The sequence below is a fragment of the Streptomyces sp. H27-D2 genome (assembly GCF_035828615.1).
In the GTDB taxonomy this organism is placed as follows: domain Bacteria; phylum Actinomycetota; class Actinomycetes; order Streptomycetales; family Streptomycetaceae; genus Streptomyces.
This window is the reverse complement of the sequence record NZ_JAYMZR010000011.1, coordinates 34,814-49,287: the sequence shown is the minus strand read 5'-3', so window position 1 is coordinate 49,287 and position 14,474 is coordinate 34,814. Positions and strand designations below refer to the sequence as shown.

The window sequence follows — 14,474 nt, the reverse complement described above, 5'->3', positions numbered from 1 at the left end:
CACCCCCCCCGGGCCTACTTGGAGACCGAGTTGACGGTGTTGCTGGCCGTCCGCACGCCGCTGCCGACGAAGTCTTGGACCATGCCGAGGCCAGTGGCCCCCCAGGGGGTGGCGGCCAGGAGGATCCAGAACAGCGAGACGGCGAGGAACTCCCGGCGGCGGAAGCCGCTGTCCTTCTTCATCCAGATGCCGAGGCCGATGCAGACGAGCAGGAACAGGCCGGTGACGGTGAGGGTCATGAGAGAGTCTCCGAATCATGAGGGTGGTTGGGGTGTGTCAGGCGTCGATGCGGTCGGCGGTGTGCCAGTCGCGTTCGATTTTGGTGAGCTTGCCGAGGCGTTCCAGGCGCGTCGTGGCACCGGAGACGTTGGTCGGCTTCAGGTCGGTGGCGTCGGCGATCTGCCGGTTGCGCCGCGCTCCGCCGTCGACCGCGTGCCAGACCTTCTGGGTGCGGGTGAGCGGCACCAGGTCGTCCAGCTCCTCGTCATCGACCTCGACGTCCGCGGGGGCGGCCAGCGCGGGCCGGCCGTCGAGGACGGTGGCGCGCTGGCCGCGCGCGGGCTGCTCGTCCTTCACCAGCTCGCGCAGGAACGCTTCCTCGCTGGCGGCGTCCAGGTGCCGGTACTCGCCGCGCCGCAGGTACGCCGGGCCGGCGGCGTCCGCCTCGGGGGCACTCAGCGTCCGCAGGGGGAACTGGCGGGCAATTCGGGCGGGGTTGGTGTGGAACATGGCCCGGGACTGGGTGTACTGGGACTTGCCGTCGGCCATGTAGAACAGGCCGCCGGTCTCCGAGCCGTCGGGGAAACGCTCCGGCAGCGGTGCGAGGCGGATCTCGGGGGTGCGCGAGCCGAGCGACATGATGTCCACGTCCGAGCGCGCGGTACGAAACAGCGCGATGTTGCCCGACTGGAGCATGTCGCGAATCGCGTTCGCGCTGCTGTCGGAGCCCAGGGAATCCAAGTTGGGAATCTGGACCCAGATGCGGGCACCGATGCCTGCCGCCCGGGAGAGGCGGCCAACGCTGGAGACCGAGCGCAGCAGCGGCTTGACGTGGTCCGCCTGGGGATCCTTGAGGATCATTTCGTTGAACTCGTCCCAGGTCACGACCATCGGGGCGAACGGTTCACCGGGCACGAAGAAGCTGCGGCCCTGCTCGGTGAACCCGTCCGCGTCCCGCCACTGCATTTTCATCTGCTCGGCGAAGCGGTACTCGCTGACCCGGTTGGCGGCCTGCCCCATCAGCATGGCCCCGACCGCCGACTTGACCAGCCAGTCCAGATCGTTGAGCCACGGGGCGTATCCGGCACCGCCCTTGCCGTCGGCCAGCCAGGAAACGAACCCGTTGAGGCGCTGGGCGATCTGGAGGTCTTCCTCCAGCGACGTCTTCCCCGCTCCGGTACCACCGGAGCCGAAAGCGTGCACCGCGGACGCAGACGCCACGCCGGACAGGCCACTGCGGGCGGGGTCGAACTTCAGCAGACGCCACTTCGCCGGCCTGCCGTAGATGTCCTTGCCGACCGTGATGTAGCCCTGGCCGTCCATGACGAGGGCGTCCAGGTCGAGCGGGACGCCGTCCTGGAGCGGGTTGACCGCCATCTCGTTAACTTCGATCCGGCGGGCGTCGAGCACCCGCAGATGCAGGCGGGAGACAGCCTCCTCACCGTCCAGGTCCAGGGCCTGGGCGATGCTGCGCGGCTGCACCTCGGCGACCGAGACGCCCCGGCGCGGCATGCGGAGCGTGAAACGCCGGCCGAACTCGGTGCTCTCGACGTCGTACAGCTCGCTGCCGCTGTAGGGGCTGAACTCCTTCCACACGGAGGGCAGGTCGTCCAGGTCCAGCTCCGAGGCGGCGAGGGCGCGCAGGCGGACCGTGACCTTGGCGCGGCCGGCGGGCATGTCGTCAGGCCGGTAGACGTTCACCGCCCGCGGGGGCACCTCGAAGGCGATCGACACGGCGTCCTGGCCGACGCTCAGGGCGGGCTTGGCGGTGGTGGAGACGATGACGGCCGTCAGCTTGTCGTCGTCCACCTGGATGTTGGTGAGCTGGGAGGCGGGCAGCGGGCCCCGCTCGCAGGCGATCCACCCGGCCCACCGGGCCCGGTCCCAGTCGGCGCCGGCCGGCCACGCGGCTCCGGCCGCGGCCGGAGCGGGCCGGTCCCACACCCGCGCTCCCCACCCCGCCCCGATGGAGGCGACGACGAGGTGGCCCCACCAGGGCATGTCGACGAACCCGGTGGCGGGGATCACCGCCACCGGTCCGGCGCGCAGGGCCATTTCGGCGGGCGTGTACCGGCGCCACCAGCTGCGCTCCCAGGCGGGCAGGGCCTGGGTCCAGGCGGTGCGCAGCATCGCGCACCGGGCTCGGCGGGCGGTGGCTGTCGCGGCGCGCAGCAGGGCGGGCCGGTCGGGGTGCGCGTACCAGCCGTCGGCGATGCCGACGGTCGGCACGAGGAGGCCGTCGGCGCCGAGGACCGGGGCGTGGGTGTGGTCTGTCTCCAGGCGGCGGCGCATCCGGCGCACGGTGCGCCGGTAGCCGCGCCGGCTGGAGCAGCACATCCACTCCCACGGCTCGCCCTGTCCGGGCAGCCAGCGCCACGGTCCCGGGTGCATGCCCAGGGCGGCCCATCCGGCGGCGAGGCCGGCGGCGGTGACTGTCGTGTACAGCAGCGGATCCGGGGGGATCAGGCCGGAGGCGATGGCGAGCCCGGAGCCCAGGTACAGGCCTGGGGAGCGCTGCATCTCGGTGGCCCGCGCGCGCAGCCCGGACGCCGGCGCGGGCGGGGCCGCGGTCGCTGCTTCCTTCGTCGGTAGGGTCGTGGTCGCCATCCGGCTTTCTCCGATTCCGTTTCCGTGATGGGAAGGGCGGGGCGGCCGGTGCGCGGCCCCGCCCTTCGTGGCGTGCGTGTCGAGTGCCTAGCGGCGCTGGATGAACTCCTTGTCGGCCATCTGCACGGAGTGCGTGCGGTTGGCCTCTTCCATCCGGCTGTGCTGGCCCCGTGTCTCGCCGTCCAGGCCCTGTGCCGCGGTGGACAGGGAGTCGGCGGCGGAGACGATCTGGCCGACGTTGGCCGCCATGGCGTTCGACAGTGTCGAGATCTCCATGTAGGCGGCTGTGGTCGGCTCGTCGACGGACAGCACGGTCATCGCCTCGGACAGGTACCGGGCCGAGTCGGCGCGGTCCTGGAAGCGGGACTGCAGCCGCTCCACGGCGGCCCGGGTGCGGGCGGCGCGGATTCCGTAGGCTGCCGCCCTTGCCAGGACGGCGGCATAGGTGATGACCGCGCCGATGGTCTTTCCTGCGCCCATGTCAGGCTCCTCGCGTCTCGTAGGTCTCGGTGTGCGCGGCCGTGTCCTCGGCGTCGACCGCGTCGGAGATGTAGAAGCCCCGGTCAGCGACGGACTCCATGTCCTGGGCGATGTCCGCGTACAGGCCCTGGCCGGCCTCCAGCAGGGCCTTGGCCTTCACGGCGGCCTCGCCCTGGGCGATCGTGTTGCTCTCCAGGTCGTCCAGCTGGCTGCGGAGCATCTGGTACTGGTCCTTGCAGCGGGTGACCCAGCCGTTCAGGCGCTCTCCGGCTCCGACGCTCTGCAGGGACGCCATCAGGTCGTCGGCGCGGCCGACTTCGCGTTCGCAGCGCTGCCGGATCCGCCCGTACACCGTCACGTCGTCGTCACACATCAGGGAGAGCTCGTCGCTCTCCTCGATGACCGACTCGTAGGTCACTTCAGCTGTCATGCGGCCAACTCCTTCTCCGGCGGGGGCCGGGTCCGTTTCCGTCTGGGGTGTCTCGTCTGCCGTCACGGGCGCCGGCTGCGGCGGGGCTTCCTCGGAGCTGCGGGGGGCCGGTGCCGAAGCGGGGCCGTCTGCGGCTCCCTCGGGGCCTGTCGAGGCCGGGGGGATGTCCGGGGTGCCGTCGCCGCCGGTGCGCGGCGCTGCGGCTTCTTCTGGCGGCTTCCCGGGGCCTGCGGGCTCTGCTGTCCCCCAGGGGTCCCAGGGGTCGTCGCCCGCATCCCATCCCGCTGTCCCCGGGCGGCGCTCACCGGCGGGATCACCCACGGTCGGTGGATCGACCGGCGGATCGGCCGCCACCGGCCCTACGTCCGGTGGCCGGTCGGGCGGCATCGGGACCAGCACCGGAGCCGGATCCGACGCGCCGGCGGCCTTCCGGCGCTTGCGGTACTCCCGGACAGCCGAGCGTCCGGTGTCTTTGGCCCAGTGCACGCCCTTGGCCGCCGCGTTGCCGGCGTGGCGGCCCAGCGGAGTCGCGACCCGGGCGACCGGAGTGTGGCCCCGGTAGCCCGCCGTGAACGCCTCGGGGACCGTGACCGCCGCATCCGCCCCGGGCTCCTCCTTCCACGGCGAGGCGCCCGACGTACCGGCACCCGGCGGCGTGCCGTGCTTCTCGGCGATCCGCCGCACGGCCTTCTCGTGCCGCGTCTGCTCACGGATCCCGGCGCGCTGCGCCGGGCTGATGCCCAGCGCAGCCTGTTCGCTCTGCGCTCCTGCGGCCCACGCCAGCAGGCAGGCGGCGAGCAACACTTCCATCGCTTCCCCTTACGGTCTGCGACCGGGGAGAGTGAACGCCCGCCTCGTGCGCGCACGCACGCGTATAGAGCACGGGAACCGTTCACCCTCGCCCGGAGTGAATGAATGAGTGGATAGTCACCGCGAGTAGCGGTCAGTGATCCGCTGAAGGGAGTCGCCGACCTCGCGCCAGGCGCGGGTGGCGACCACCGGATCGACGCCCCGCAGCACGCCGCGCAGCCGGTCCAGCCGCTTGATCGCGCCGTCCTTCGGGGATCGCACGTCCGCCCTGCGGATCTCCCGGGTCCAGTACGCGGATCCGCTCATCGCTGCGGGTTCAGGTCGAGCCGCTCGCGGGCGGCGGTGAGGTCCGCAGCGGCGATCCGGAGCTTCGCCGCCCGCCGGGCCGCAGCCACGCCGGCTTTCCGGCCGCAGCCGATGACGGCCAGCACCAGGCCGCGGCGCTTCACGAGCTGCTCGGCCTCAGCAACCGCGACCAGCAGGCCGTCGGCGGGCGGCGGGCCGAACACACGGGGGTCGGCGGGCTTATCGGACATGGAGTCTCCTTACGTTTCGGCTGGTCAGACGCTGATCGGCAGGCCGCGGCAGGTCTCGGCGTGGGCGATGGCGTCACGGGCAGCGGTCTTGTAGCGGACGCTGTCGGTGGCGGGGCAGCCGGCGCAGCGCCAGGTGACTGGGGTGTGGTCGGAGTCCCACGGTTCGCGGGGCAGGGGATGCTCGGCTACGACCTCGACGGCAGACCGGGCGCGGTTGGTAAGGCGGAACCACACGTGGCCGGTCCCGCGGGCGGGCAGGTCGGGGCGGAGGGTGTACACGCTGGCCCGCTCGGTGCTGTGGAGGACTCCGGAGTCGGCGAGGGCGCGGAGCACGAGGTCAGCGCGGGTCCAGCCGAGGCCGGGGTCCACGGCGGCGGCGATGAGGGTGAGCGGAGTGATCCGCTCATCGGGGTCGAACTCGGCGATCCTCCCGCTGAGCCAGTCGACGAGATCGTCCTTGCTCATCGGGTAGCTGGTCGGTGTGTGCGTCATGGCGGGCTCCTGTCGGTGGTTCAGGCGGACTTGCGGAACATTTCGCGGGCGGTTGAGAGTCGTCGTGCGGCGGTGGCCTGAGAGCGGTTGGTGATCGCTTCGGCGTCGGTGAGAGTGACCGCGTCGGCGTCGCCGCGCTCCTGCATGAGAGCGACGAGGGCAGCGATCTCACCGTCGATGTCACCGATGGGTGACACCTTCAGGCCGCTCTCACGCTTGCCGCTCTCACGACCCTGCGGCGCACTCTCACGCCGCTTCGGCCGGACCGCCGCCGCGCTCTCACGGGCGCTCTCACCCGCACTCTCGTGGCGACTCTCAACACCCGGCCGGGCGGGCGGCGGTGAGAGCGGGGCGCTGCTCTCACTCGCACTCTCGTCGGCGGTCCTGCGTGCCTCGCCGAACGCGACGCCGGTGTCGTACAGATCGAGAGGCATGAGCTCGTGTTCGGTCGCGAGCTGACGCCACCCCCGGCCCTTCTTCGTCCACGCCCGCCGGCTGTCGTACTTGGCCTGGAGGCCCCGGATGTAGACGAAGCGGTCCTGCTCGCCCTTGAGCGCCTCATCGAGATCGTTGACCGACCACACGTGCTGACGGCGCCACATGCGGACGGTGGAGCGGAACGCCAGCAGCCAGCGGACCAGCTTCGGAGTTTCGGTGTGCTGGTTCGCGGTGACGCGGGCGAAGCGGCCGATGGCGTGCCGGGCGGCTTCGATGACGATGACGAACAGCAGCGGCATCACCATGTGCATGCCCACACCGATCGGGTCCGGCCAAGACGCCGCGGCGTTGAACGCCACGGTGGCACCGGTCAGACCCCACGCGGTGTGCCGCAGCAGCGGCAGCGGCATGCGACGCCACGTCAGGAGCAGGTCGAGGGCGAGGAGCACGCCGATGCCCGCGTCGATACCGATGGGCAGGTAGTCGGCGAAGGCACCGAAGCCCTTCGCGGCGGCGAGGTCACGGACGGCCGAGTAGGAGCCGCTGAAACCGATGGCGGCGATCACGGCTGCCCCCAGGATGATGAGGCCGATCAGCACCCGGTGGACCGTGGTGATCTCGGAGGTCCCCTGCGTCTCGCGGAGAGCCTTCGCTGCGGCGCGGTCCTGGGCTTTCGCGTCGGCGTGCCGCTTGGCCGCCTGCTCCTTGAGGTCTTTGCGGTGCAGGCGGCGGGCGGTGCGGGTGGTGGATGCCGTCAGGTTGGCCTGCGCTTCCGCGCGGAGGCGTCCGGCCTCGCTCTGGGTCTCTTCGGCCTGGCGGTGGAGGGACTGGGCCGTGCCGAGGTCGGTGACGGCTTGCTCTTGGATGGTGCGGGCGTTGTCCATGGCCTGCTGCATGCGCTGCTCGGCGTAGCGTGCGACCGTGTCGCGGGCCTGCTGCGCGTCGGCGAGGAGACGCTCCGCTTCACGCTTGGCGTTGTCGAGGGTCTTGCCGGCTTGGTGGGTGGCGTCGCCGATGATGCGGCGGGCCTCGTCGTGCGCCGTGCTGGTGGCGGCGTGGGCGTCGGCGGCGGCACGGTCGCGGAGCTCGTCGGCTGCCGCCTGGGCGGTCTTCTCGGTGCGCTGCGCGGCGAGTTCGGCGGCGGCCTGCCGGTCGGTGGCGTCTCCGTCGGCGGCGGCGCGGAGCTGCTGCGCCTGGCGGCGGGCCTGCTCGATGACCTCGGCGGCCTGCTGCTCGCCCCCGGCGGTGAGGCGCGCGGCTGTCGCTTCGGCCTCGGTGCGGACGGCTTTCTGCTCCTCGTTGGACCGGGCCATCGTGGCGAGGGCTTCGGCGTGAGCGGCGGCGCGGATCTGCTCGGCCTCGCGACGGGCGTCGGCGAGGAGCGCTTCGGCGGCCTGTTCGGCGGCGCGGGTCTGGAGCATCCCGGCGGACGGCGCCGGAGCCGGCGGGGCGACGGGGGGTGTGGTCGCCGCGGCGCCCTGGGGGCGGCGGGGCTTGGCGTTGCGGCGGCTGGCCATCGGCTCGGACGTCCTCTCTCTGGCCGGGGTGGGGCGGCGTGGGCCGCCCCCGGAGTCGTGGGTGGGTCAGCCGCGGCGGAGCCAGCCGACCTTCTTTCCGGTCTCGACCACGCGCTTGTTGGCTGCGAGGTAGTCGTCGGTCTCGGTGCGGTCGCGTCGGGCGACGCGTGCCAGCTCGGTCTTGGCGGCCTTGTGGTCGGCGATGTCCTGTCGGCTGGGCTTGGGCACGGTGGTCTCCTCGGGTTGGTGGTCCGGGCCGACCGTCACCGACCAGGACCGCCGGTTGATGTTCAGGCGGACGCCGGGCAGGATCCGGAAGCTCTTACGGAACGTGCCCGGCATCAGGCGCTGCCCGACCAGTCGACGGAGCCCTTGCCGTTGCGCTGCTCGTAGTCCTCCCAGAACTTGGCGTCGCGCTCGCTGCTGGCGCGGCGGGCGTTCTGCCAGCCCTGCTTCATTGAGGCGTCGATCCGCTCGTGCTGCTCGCGGTCGCGGCGGGCGCCTCGGGACTCGCGCGGGGCGGGGGTTCCGGTGGCGCCAGGCGTGTCGCTCTTCGGGTACTTCGGGGTGAACAGGCCCATGACGGGCTCCTCTCGTTCGGCGGATAGGGGGTTGGTACTGGTCGTGCACGGGGCCGTCCCGCCCGGGGATGCGGGGCAGCCTCGAACCCGGCCAGGACCGGGGTGCCGTGACGGCGCGGGGGACGCCGCCACGGCGGATCGGGGGTTATCCACTCGGTCGGCAGGAGTGGCAGCACGCATGGCCGTGGTGTTTGGCGCGGTCCGCCTCCTGCAGCATCAGCCTCTGGCGGGCCCTGCCCACAGCGATGAAGACGGCGCCAACCACAACGATCGCCAGGAGGAGAGTCGCCAAATACATCAGGCGGCGGCCGGGTAGTCGAAGCCGTTCAGCTCGTCGACCAGCTGCGGGTCGACCGCGGCGGCGTTGTCCCGGATCAGCAACATCTGCTCCCGGTCACCGGCGGTGCGCGCCTTCAGGTAGTCGGCGATCAGGTGGGCGGCGTAGGCGTCGGACGCGTCACCGACCGTGGTACGCGCCCGGCGCAGCCCACCGAGCCTCGTCGTAGCAGCGTGGTCGGCGTCGGAGAGAACGAACGGAGACATGGCGGGACCCTTCAGGTCGCAGAGTTCGAGTGGGGGTGGAGCAGTGGTCAGGAGGTGGTGATGGCGAGCGACTTGTGCAGCACGTCGAGGTAGTCGCGGATCTCCTCGTCGCTGAAGCCGTGGTCGCGGGCTGCGGCCAGGAAGCGGTCGTAGTTGACGTGCTCGGCGTCGGTGAGCGGGTGGCCCTGACGCTCGCGGGCATCGGCGAGACCGATCGCGACGGCCGCCCAGTGCAGGGCGGCGGCCGGGTCGTTGGTCGGGGTTCCGTCGCCGGGCTGGGCGGTGGAAGACATAGCGGATCTCCTCGGTTGGCGGTGCCGGGATGGAATCGGTGCGGTGGGGTCACGCCACGAGGCGGAGACTGACGGGGTGCAGGTCACGGCCCGCCTGCGCAGACCGGAAGTCGTCAGCGCACAGGTCCAGTTCCGCCGACTTCGGCTGCGACACGATCTGGTTGCGGTCGTCCCACGCCGAGCAGACCGTCAGCCGCTCACCCGTCAGCCGGTTCCGGACCGTGACCGCCCAGTCCGACCACGACAAGACCACGCGGGCCTCAGCGCCATGGAGGACGGCCTCGACGACGAACACACCGCCGTCATTGCGATACACCGTGCCCAGCCGACGCGGACCAAGCTGAGCGGCAGTGCGGGTGGCGTTCACGACTGGACCTCGCCGTCAGCGTCCCCGGCCCGAGCCGTCTGGTCAGCGACCAGAACCTCCAGCTCGCCGACCTTCGCCCGGAGCTGCGCGACGTAAGCCTCCAGCTGGTCGGCGAGCGCATGGGCCGCCGCCGGACCGAGGTTGACGATGTCGCAGCCGCCGCCCGCATCGAGCGCCAGGTAGGGCAGGCACGCCCCGCCGGTCCGGGCTCGCTCGAACGGCCAGTGCGCGATCCACGCTTCGAGGATCTGCTCGGTGCCGCCGCTGTACATGGGGACGGTGACTGCGATCGACTCGCTGGCGTGGGACAGGTCCACGAGGTCCGTCAGGGTCTCGACGCCGCGGTGGCCCTTGCACCAGGCCGGTTCCTGGACCGTCACGGCAGTACCGCGAAGGACAGCGGTGACCGTGCGGGGCGTGATCTGCTGGCCGGTTGTACCGCCGAGGAGGGCGTAGCGCTCACATACGGGCGCACCGGTAGAATGTGTGGCAGCCATCAGGGGCTCCTTCAAGAATCCTGTTGGTGAGGGCCGGCCTGCGATGTAGGAGTCGCGGTGTCCGGCCCGTTTTCTTTTGTGTTGGCGCAGCCCGACGGACGTTGTCCGGTAGGAGTGGACTGCACTTTCAAGCTCTGATTTGAAAGGTAGGGGGAAGTTCCCCCCGAGTCAAGGCATTGCTTGAAGCTCGTAGAGATCGGCTCTACCCTCAGGGCATGGACGCCACCCTGGACACCGCCGTCGCAGACCTTGTCGACGCCCTCGATGCGATCAGCGACCCCCAAAAGCGGTACCAGGCCAGCCGGGAAACCGAGACCGCCGTCGCCGCCGGCATCAGGGGCGTCCGGCAGCGCATCGCCGTCGAGCTCAAGACGGGCGGGCTGAAGTGGCGCGAGGTCGGGGAGATCATGGGCAACGTATCCGCCCAGAGAGCCTTTCAAATTTCCCGCAGCGAGTGACTGTGTCTCCATGGCCATGAGTCAACTCCGGGAAGCTCACAGTCATCATGAGCTTCTAGGCCGACAGCGGTGCAGCGAGTGCAGCAGTGGTGCACTCGCGATGCAGAACCCGAGCGACTACGCAGTAGGGGCCCGAATAGTGGTGGATGTCATCGGCACGTGGACCGGCCGGACTGCTTGCACCTTGCAGACCGCGCTTCGCATGACGAACGAAGCCCTCGCGGCACGGCTCGGGATCGCAGTCCGCACCGTCGCCGCCTGGCACGCCCACCCGGACATCGTCCCGCGGCCGGAGATGCAGCAGATCCTCGACACCACCTACGAGAGGGCCGGTGAGTCAGTGCAGCGGAGGTTCACCCTCCTATCCCGGCCCGCCGCCGGCCCACCGCAGGCGCAAGTCCTCCGCGTCGCCATCGCCGTGGTGATACGCGGCGAGGAAGTCCTGCTGGTCTGCCGGCGCGGCAGCGAGGCCCTGTCATGGCAATTCCCCGCCGGCGTCGTGAAGCCCGGCGCGGCACCCGAGGCCGTCACAGTCCAGGAGACGCACGCGGAGACCGGCGTGCACTGCTCAGTCCGCAAACACCTCGGCAGCCGCCTGCACCCCACAACCGGCGTCCAGTGCGAGTACCACCTGTGCGACTACCTCATGGGCGAGGCGAGCAACCGCGACCAGCTCGAAAACGCCGACGTGCAATGGGTCCCCCGCACAGCCGTCACCCGATTCATCCCCGCCGACCGCATCTACCCGCCGATCCTGACCGCCCTGGAGGCTACGGCATGACCCAACCGACCGACGACAAGCCGGGCATCTCCGCCGCGATCATCGTGCAGGGCGACCGGGTCCTCATGGTCCGGCGCCGCGTCAAGGAGGGCGAGCTGATGTGGCAGTTCCCCGCCGGCGCCATCGAATCCGGCGAGACCGCCGAACAGGCCGCCGTGCGCGAGACCGAGGAGGAGACTGGGCTGACAGTCGAGGCGGTGAAGCTCCTCGGGGAACGCGTCCACCCGAAGACAATGCGCCTCATGTCGTACACAGCGTGCGACGCACTGTCCGGTACCGCCCATGTCGCCGACGACGAAGAGCTCGCCGAGGTCGCCTGGGTCACCCACGGAGAGATCCCCGAGTACGTCCCCTACGGACTGTTCGAGCCCGTACAGGAGTACCTCGACGGGACGCTCCCCCACGACACTGCGGGCGAGTAGGCGCGCCAACGCACGAGGAGCCCCGCCCGATTGGGCGGGGCTCCTTCACGTTCCGGGCCCTGTCGGTGTCGGCGGTCCGAGGCCCCGTTCGGCTTGGTTCCGACCGTGACCCAGCCGTGCCACTTGGCGTCTGACTCCGAGAAGTAGATGGACGACTCGCCGTTGCTGCGACGTCCGCTCATCCGGCCTGCCCCCTTCGAGCCGGCGGAAGAAACGCCCGCCTCCTGGCCTCACTCACCCATCGGTGTGCGGTCCGCACCGGCGCGCCAGACAGTTCCGCGATCCCAGGTGCGGGGGCCTTCTTGGCGGCGACGAACCAGTTATAAGCCTCAGCGACCTCCTGCAGGAATTCATCGGTGATCCGCCCCGCAGGCGGTTGGATGAGCGGAAGAGGCGTCTGGGGGTCGGCTGGGTCGTCAGACACCACGGCCTGGCTGTACGGAATCATGCCCCCAAGCCACTCGTACTCCTCCGTCGTGTCCGCGAAGTACTGCTCAAGGACGTCGAGAGATGGCGTGGCACTTCCCCCCGGCTGCAGCAGGACGTCGCGTACCTCGGGAATCCCGGCGTGCAAGCTGATCTCGGCGAATGGAACCCGACGCCAAGAACGTCCGCTGATCGCTTCATCGGATTTCACCACCACCGCATGTGGATCAAGCCGCGGCGCATCCTCGGATCCAGCAGCGCGGAATTGCAGGTAGGCGACCATTCCGCCCGCCTCTCTTGCTCGAACCCATCCACCCGGCCGGTACGAGAGTTTCCAGTCCCTAAAGCGATACATGCGGGCAGCATCGCACCGTGCCATCTGGTGCGCAAGTGACCCACGTACTTGCATGGACCCAGCTGTACGGCTACGGTCAAACGCGTAAGTGACCCGCTTACGCAGGAGGGGTTGTGTTCGACGCACGCATTTCGAAGATCAATCTGTCTGTTCCCGAGGCTGTCTCTGCTTCCGGTATCGGTCGTACCACTCTGTTCTCGTTGATCAAGTCCGGAGAGTTGGAGACCATCAAGATCGGCCGTCGCCGGTACATCCCGGTCGGTGCGCTGAACGACTACCTCGACCAGTTGCGCGCCCAGCAGAACGGGGGCGCCGCGGCATGACCACAAAGACAAAGACCCGCCAGGAGCAAACTGGCGGGTCTCGGCAAGGGGTCCTGTTCGCTGCTGGCGTTGGGACTGCTGCCACTCTAACCGCCCGCCCGGTAGTCGTCATCACAGCCGGACGTGTCGAATACGCCGCCCGATGCCCCCTGACCTGCCCGCATCTCCACCATATCGCCCCTCAACTCCCTGCCGATCAAGCTGGGTTGGTGAGACAATGAACCTACACAAACCAGGAGGAAAGCCGTGACTGATCCGTGTGTGCGTCAGTGGCAGGACATTGCGCCGGCTGACGCGGTGGACACCGACTTGGAGTTCGACATGACCATCACCGCGCCGCTGAACGAGGGTGGTGAGCGGTGCCCGTGGCCGTGGGAGCCGCAGCAGCTCGTCGGCGCTCCGCTGGGGCAGTACCACTGTGGCTACTGCGGGGCCATGGTGATCGCCGGGGTGCCGCACATCGACTACCGCGAGTTGGGGAGGGCGTCGGCATGACGGAGCCAACGGGCCGCATCACGACCGCCACCGAGGGTGGGCGGCGTCTGCCTGCGTGGCTGGCCGGAGGGGTGGTGGACTTGTCCGTTCCGACGCCGCCCGGCGGGAATGCGGAGGACTGCCGCTTCTGTACTGACCAGAACCTGCCGTACCCGTTCGTGTGCCCCGGCCACACCGCCGAGGAGCAGCAGGCGGCCCCCGTCCCGGATGCCGGGCTACGGGAGCGGTACGCGGTGGCAATCCGGGATGCGGTCCGTGTCCACCTCGGCACCAACGCCATGGATATGGCGCAGCGCGGTGTCCCTGTGCCGCTCAACTACAGCGAGGCGGACGCCGCTGCCGATGCTGCCCTCGCGGTCCGGGAACGGCGGATGGAGGAGATGGAGCGGGGCTGGCAGCGCGCGGAGCAGGCGACCGCCGACGTCCTGCGCATCGTCACCGACTGGGTCGTCGAAGCGAACGACATCGGCGGCATCGACGCCGATGACCTGGTGTTCCGGCTGGAGCAGGCCGGCCACCCCCTGCCCGACGAGGTGGCGTGATGGTGATCCGTATCGATTCTGACGAGTGGCGTCCGGAGCAGCGCGGTGTGGGCAGGTGGCGTGGCACCGACAGGCTGGCGGCCGGAAAGTTGGTGATCTTGGATCGGCGGCCGTACCGGGTGGTCGAGATCCGGGAAGTGGACCCTGTCGACTGGCCGGAGGACTACCGGGACGCGTGGGTGCAGCACGGCATGCCCGACGCCGGCGGGTGGTTCAGCCGCCCGATGGTCGTCGTCGTCCGGAGCGAGGAGGAGCCGAAAGAGGGGCCGCTGCACCTCCAGTGCGGGGCGAGCATGCGATGGCGGACCCTGCCCGAGCACTATGCGGTCTGCCGCCTGTGCCGTGAGCTGCCGCCGTGCCGTCACGAGGAGGTGGAGAGGACCGTCGGCGAGGAGGTGGCGACGGTCGACCGGCTGATGGCGATTCCGCGCGGGGCGTGCCTCGGCTGCGGGGAGACCATCACCTCCCGGATGACGGCCACCCGTTTCCCCGGCCCGAACCTGTGGCGTCCCGACTGGGGCACCGACTCCGCTGTCTTCCACGGCCGTTCCCGCGAGGAGTGCTCGAACGGCGTGTGGCGGTACAAGGAGGCGTGGCAGGCGCAGGGCCTCGACGACCTCAACCCGACCCTGCCCAAGGAGGCGTCGTGACGGCCGACGGCCGGCCCTTGTTCGCTATGCCGTCACTGTCGGAGGGGGCGCTGCGGGTGGCGGCCCCTGGTGTGAGGTCGAGGGCTTGGCCGTGCCGCCTTCCGGCCACCCTGCCCCGGCGTGTCTGATTCCGCGCTATCCGGCCGCCGCAGCGGGGTGGATGCTGCGCGCATGGCTGAGCCTCATTGTTCGAAGTGTTGCCCGGCGAAGCC

The 14,474-nt window shown here is 70.3% G+C and carries 21 protein-coding genes and 1 pseudogene; 7 read left to right on the top strand and 15 right to left on the bottom strand.

What is annotated here, in order from left to right; genetic code table 11:
- Positions 1 to 14 precede the first annotated feature (14 nt).
- From QMK28_RS07090 to QMK28_RS07025, 14 genes and pseudogenes are all read right to left on the bottom strand, one after another.
- Positions 15 to 239: a hypothetical protein gene (locus QMK28_RS07090; RefSeq protein WP_326436147.1), complete on the bottom strand. Its 225-nt coding sequence runs from the start codon at positions 237 to 239 to the stop codon at positions 15 to 17.
- Positions 240 to 276: 37 nt separating this feature from the next.
- A complete protein-coding gene (locus QMK28_RS07085) occupies positions 277 to 2,826 on the bottom strand; it encodes a hypothetical protein (RefSeq protein WP_326436146.1) in 2,550 nt (849 codons plus the stop codon).
- A gap of 87 nt (positions 2,827 to 2,913) precedes the next feature.
- Positions 2,914 to 3,306 carry a hypothetical protein gene (locus QMK28_RS07080; protein ID WP_326436145.1) on the bottom strand — a complete coding sequence of 131 codons (393 nt, stop codon included), beginning with the start codon at positions 3,304 to 3,306 and terminating at the stop codon, positions 2,914 to 2,916.
- 1 nt (position 3,307) lies between these two features.
- On the bottom strand, positions 3,308 to 4,546 hold the full coding sequence (locus QMK28_RS07075) for a hypothetical protein (protein WP_326436144.1): 1,239 nt from the start codon (positions 4,544 to 4,546) through the stop codon (positions 3,308 to 3,310).
- A gap of 117 nt (positions 4,547 to 4,663) precedes the next feature.
- Complete coding sequence (locus QMK28_RS07070; protein WP_326436143.1) at positions 4,664 to 4,852, bottom strand: hypothetical protein; 189 nt, start codon at positions 4,850 to 4,852, stop codon at positions 4,664 to 4,666.
- A complete protein-coding gene (locus QMK28_RS07065) occupies positions 4,849 to 5,082 on the bottom strand; it encodes a hypothetical protein (RefSeq protein ID WP_326436142.1) in 234 nt (77 codons plus the stop codon). Before QMK28_RS07065 ends, QMK28_RS07070 begins: the two co-directional genes overlap by 4 nt.
- A gap of 24 nt (positions 5,083 to 5,106) precedes the next feature.
- Positions 5,107 to 5,574 carry a hypothetical protein gene (locus tag QMK28_RS07060; RefSeq protein WP_326436141.1) on the bottom strand — a complete coding sequence of 156 codons (468 nt, stop codon included), beginning with the start codon at positions 5,572 to 5,574 and terminating at the stop codon, positions 5,107 to 5,109.
- A gap of 20 nt (positions 5,575 to 5,594) precedes the next feature.
- Positions 5,595 to 7,529 carry a DUF2637 domain-containing protein gene (locus QMK28_RS07055; RefSeq protein ID WP_326436140.1) on the bottom strand — a complete coding sequence of 645 codons (1,935 nt, stop codon included), beginning with the start codon at positions 7,527 to 7,529 and terminating at the stop codon, positions 5,595 to 5,597.
- 231 nt (positions 7,530 to 7,760) lie between these two features.
- A pseudogene (locus QMK28_RS07050) lies at positions 7,761 to 7,871 on the bottom strand (DUF4236 domain-containing protein); the annotation flags it as partial.
- On the bottom strand, positions 7,871 to 8,110 hold the full coding sequence (locus QMK28_RS07045; RefSeq protein ID WP_326436139.1) for a hypothetical protein: 240 nt from the start codon (positions 8,108 to 8,110) through the stop codon (positions 7,871 to 7,873). The pseudogene QMK28_RS07050 and the gene QMK28_RS07045, both read right to left, overlap by 1 nt.
- 297 nt (positions 8,111 to 8,407) lie before the next feature.
- A complete protein-coding gene (locus QMK28_RS07040) occupies positions 8,408 to 8,653 on the bottom strand; it encodes a hypothetical protein (protein ID WP_326436138.1) in 246 nt (81 codons plus the stop codon).
- A 47-nt stretch (positions 8,654 to 8,700) separates the two neighbouring features.
- Positions 8,701 to 8,946: a hypothetical protein gene (locus QMK28_RS07035; protein WP_326436137.1), complete on the bottom strand. Its 246-nt coding sequence runs from the start codon at positions 8,944 to 8,946 to the stop codon at positions 8,701 to 8,703.
- 49 nt (positions 8,947 to 8,995) lie between these two features.
- Complete coding sequence (locus QMK28_RS07030) at positions 8,996 to 9,313, bottom strand: hypothetical protein (protein WP_326436136.1); 318 nt, start codon at positions 9,311 to 9,313, stop codon at positions 8,996 to 8,998.
- On the bottom strand, positions 9,310 to 9,810 hold the full coding sequence (locus QMK28_RS07025) for a DUF6907 domain-containing protein (protein WP_326436135.1): 501 nt from the start codon (positions 9,808 to 9,810) through the stop codon (positions 9,310 to 9,312). Before QMK28_RS07025 ends, QMK28_RS07030 begins: the two co-directional genes overlap by 4 nt.
- A gap of 215 nt (positions 9,811 to 10,025) precedes the next feature.
- On the opposite strand from QMK28_RS07025, the gene QMK28_RS07020 reads away from it, so the two are divergent.
- The 3 genes from QMK28_RS07020 to QMK28_RS07010 all read left to right on the top strand — a co-directional run bounded on the left by QMK28_RS07020 (position 10,026) and on the right by QMK28_RS07010 (position 11,471).
- Positions 10,026 to 10,268 carry a hypothetical protein gene (locus tag QMK28_RS07020; protein WP_326436134.1) on the top strand — a complete coding sequence of 81 codons (243 nt, stop codon included), beginning with the start codon at positions 10,026 to 10,028 and terminating at the stop codon, positions 10,266 to 10,268.
- A gap of 142 nt (positions 10,269 to 10,410) precedes the next feature.
- On the top strand, positions 10,411 to 11,049 hold the full coding sequence (locus QMK28_RS07015) for an NUDIX hydrolase (protein ID WP_326436209.1): 639 nt from the start codon (positions 10,411 to 10,413) through the stop codon (positions 11,047 to 11,049).
- The gene (locus QMK28_RS07010; RefSeq protein WP_326436133.1) at positions 11,046 to 11,471 is read left to right on the top strand and encodes an NUDIX hydrolase; all 426 of its coding nucleotides are present in this window, start codon (positions 11,046 to 11,048) and stop codon (positions 11,469 to 11,471) included. The genes QMK28_RS07015 and QMK28_RS07010 overlap by 4 nt, the downstream gene beginning before the upstream one ends.
- Before the next feature lie 178 nt (positions 11,472 to 11,649).
- Here QMK28_RS07010 and QMK28_RS07005 read toward each other — a convergent pair whose 3' ends face one another.
- Entirely contained in the window at positions 11,650 to 12,180 is a 531-nt protein-coding gene (locus tag QMK28_RS07005; RefSeq protein WP_326436132.1) for a hypothetical protein, read from the bottom strand.
- Positions 12,181 to 12,365: 185 nt separating this feature from the next.
- Between QMK28_RS07005 and QMK28_RS07000 the strand changes: the two genes are divergently transcribed.
- From QMK28_RS07000 to QMK28_RS06985, 4 genes are all read left to right on the top strand, one after another.
- Positions 12,366 to 12,575 carry a helix-turn-helix domain-containing protein gene (locus QMK28_RS07000; protein ID WP_326436131.1) on the top strand — a complete coding sequence of 70 codons (210 nt, stop codon included), beginning with the start codon at positions 12,366 to 12,368 and terminating at the stop codon, positions 12,573 to 12,575.
- Positions 12,576 to 12,821: 246 nt separating this feature from the next.
- Complete coding sequence (locus tag QMK28_RS06995) at positions 12,822 to 13,070, top strand: hypothetical protein (protein ID WP_326436130.1); 249 nt, start codon at positions 12,822 to 12,824, stop codon at positions 13,068 to 13,070.
- The gene (locus QMK28_RS06990) at positions 13,067 to 13,612 is read left to right on the top strand and encodes a hypothetical protein (protein WP_326436129.1); all 546 of its coding nucleotides are present in this window, start codon (positions 13,067 to 13,069) and stop codon (positions 13,610 to 13,612) included. The genes QMK28_RS06995 and QMK28_RS06990 overlap by 4 nt, the downstream gene beginning before the upstream one ends.
- Positions 13,612 to 14,262 carry a hypothetical protein gene (locus QMK28_RS06985; RefSeq protein ID WP_326436128.1) on the top strand — a complete coding sequence of 217 codons (651 nt, stop codon included), beginning with the start codon at positions 13,612 to 13,614 and terminating at the stop codon, positions 14,260 to 14,262. Before QMK28_RS06990 ends, QMK28_RS06985 begins: the two co-directional genes overlap by 1 nt.
- The last annotated feature ends 212 nt before the right edge of the window (positions 14,263 to 14,474 follow it).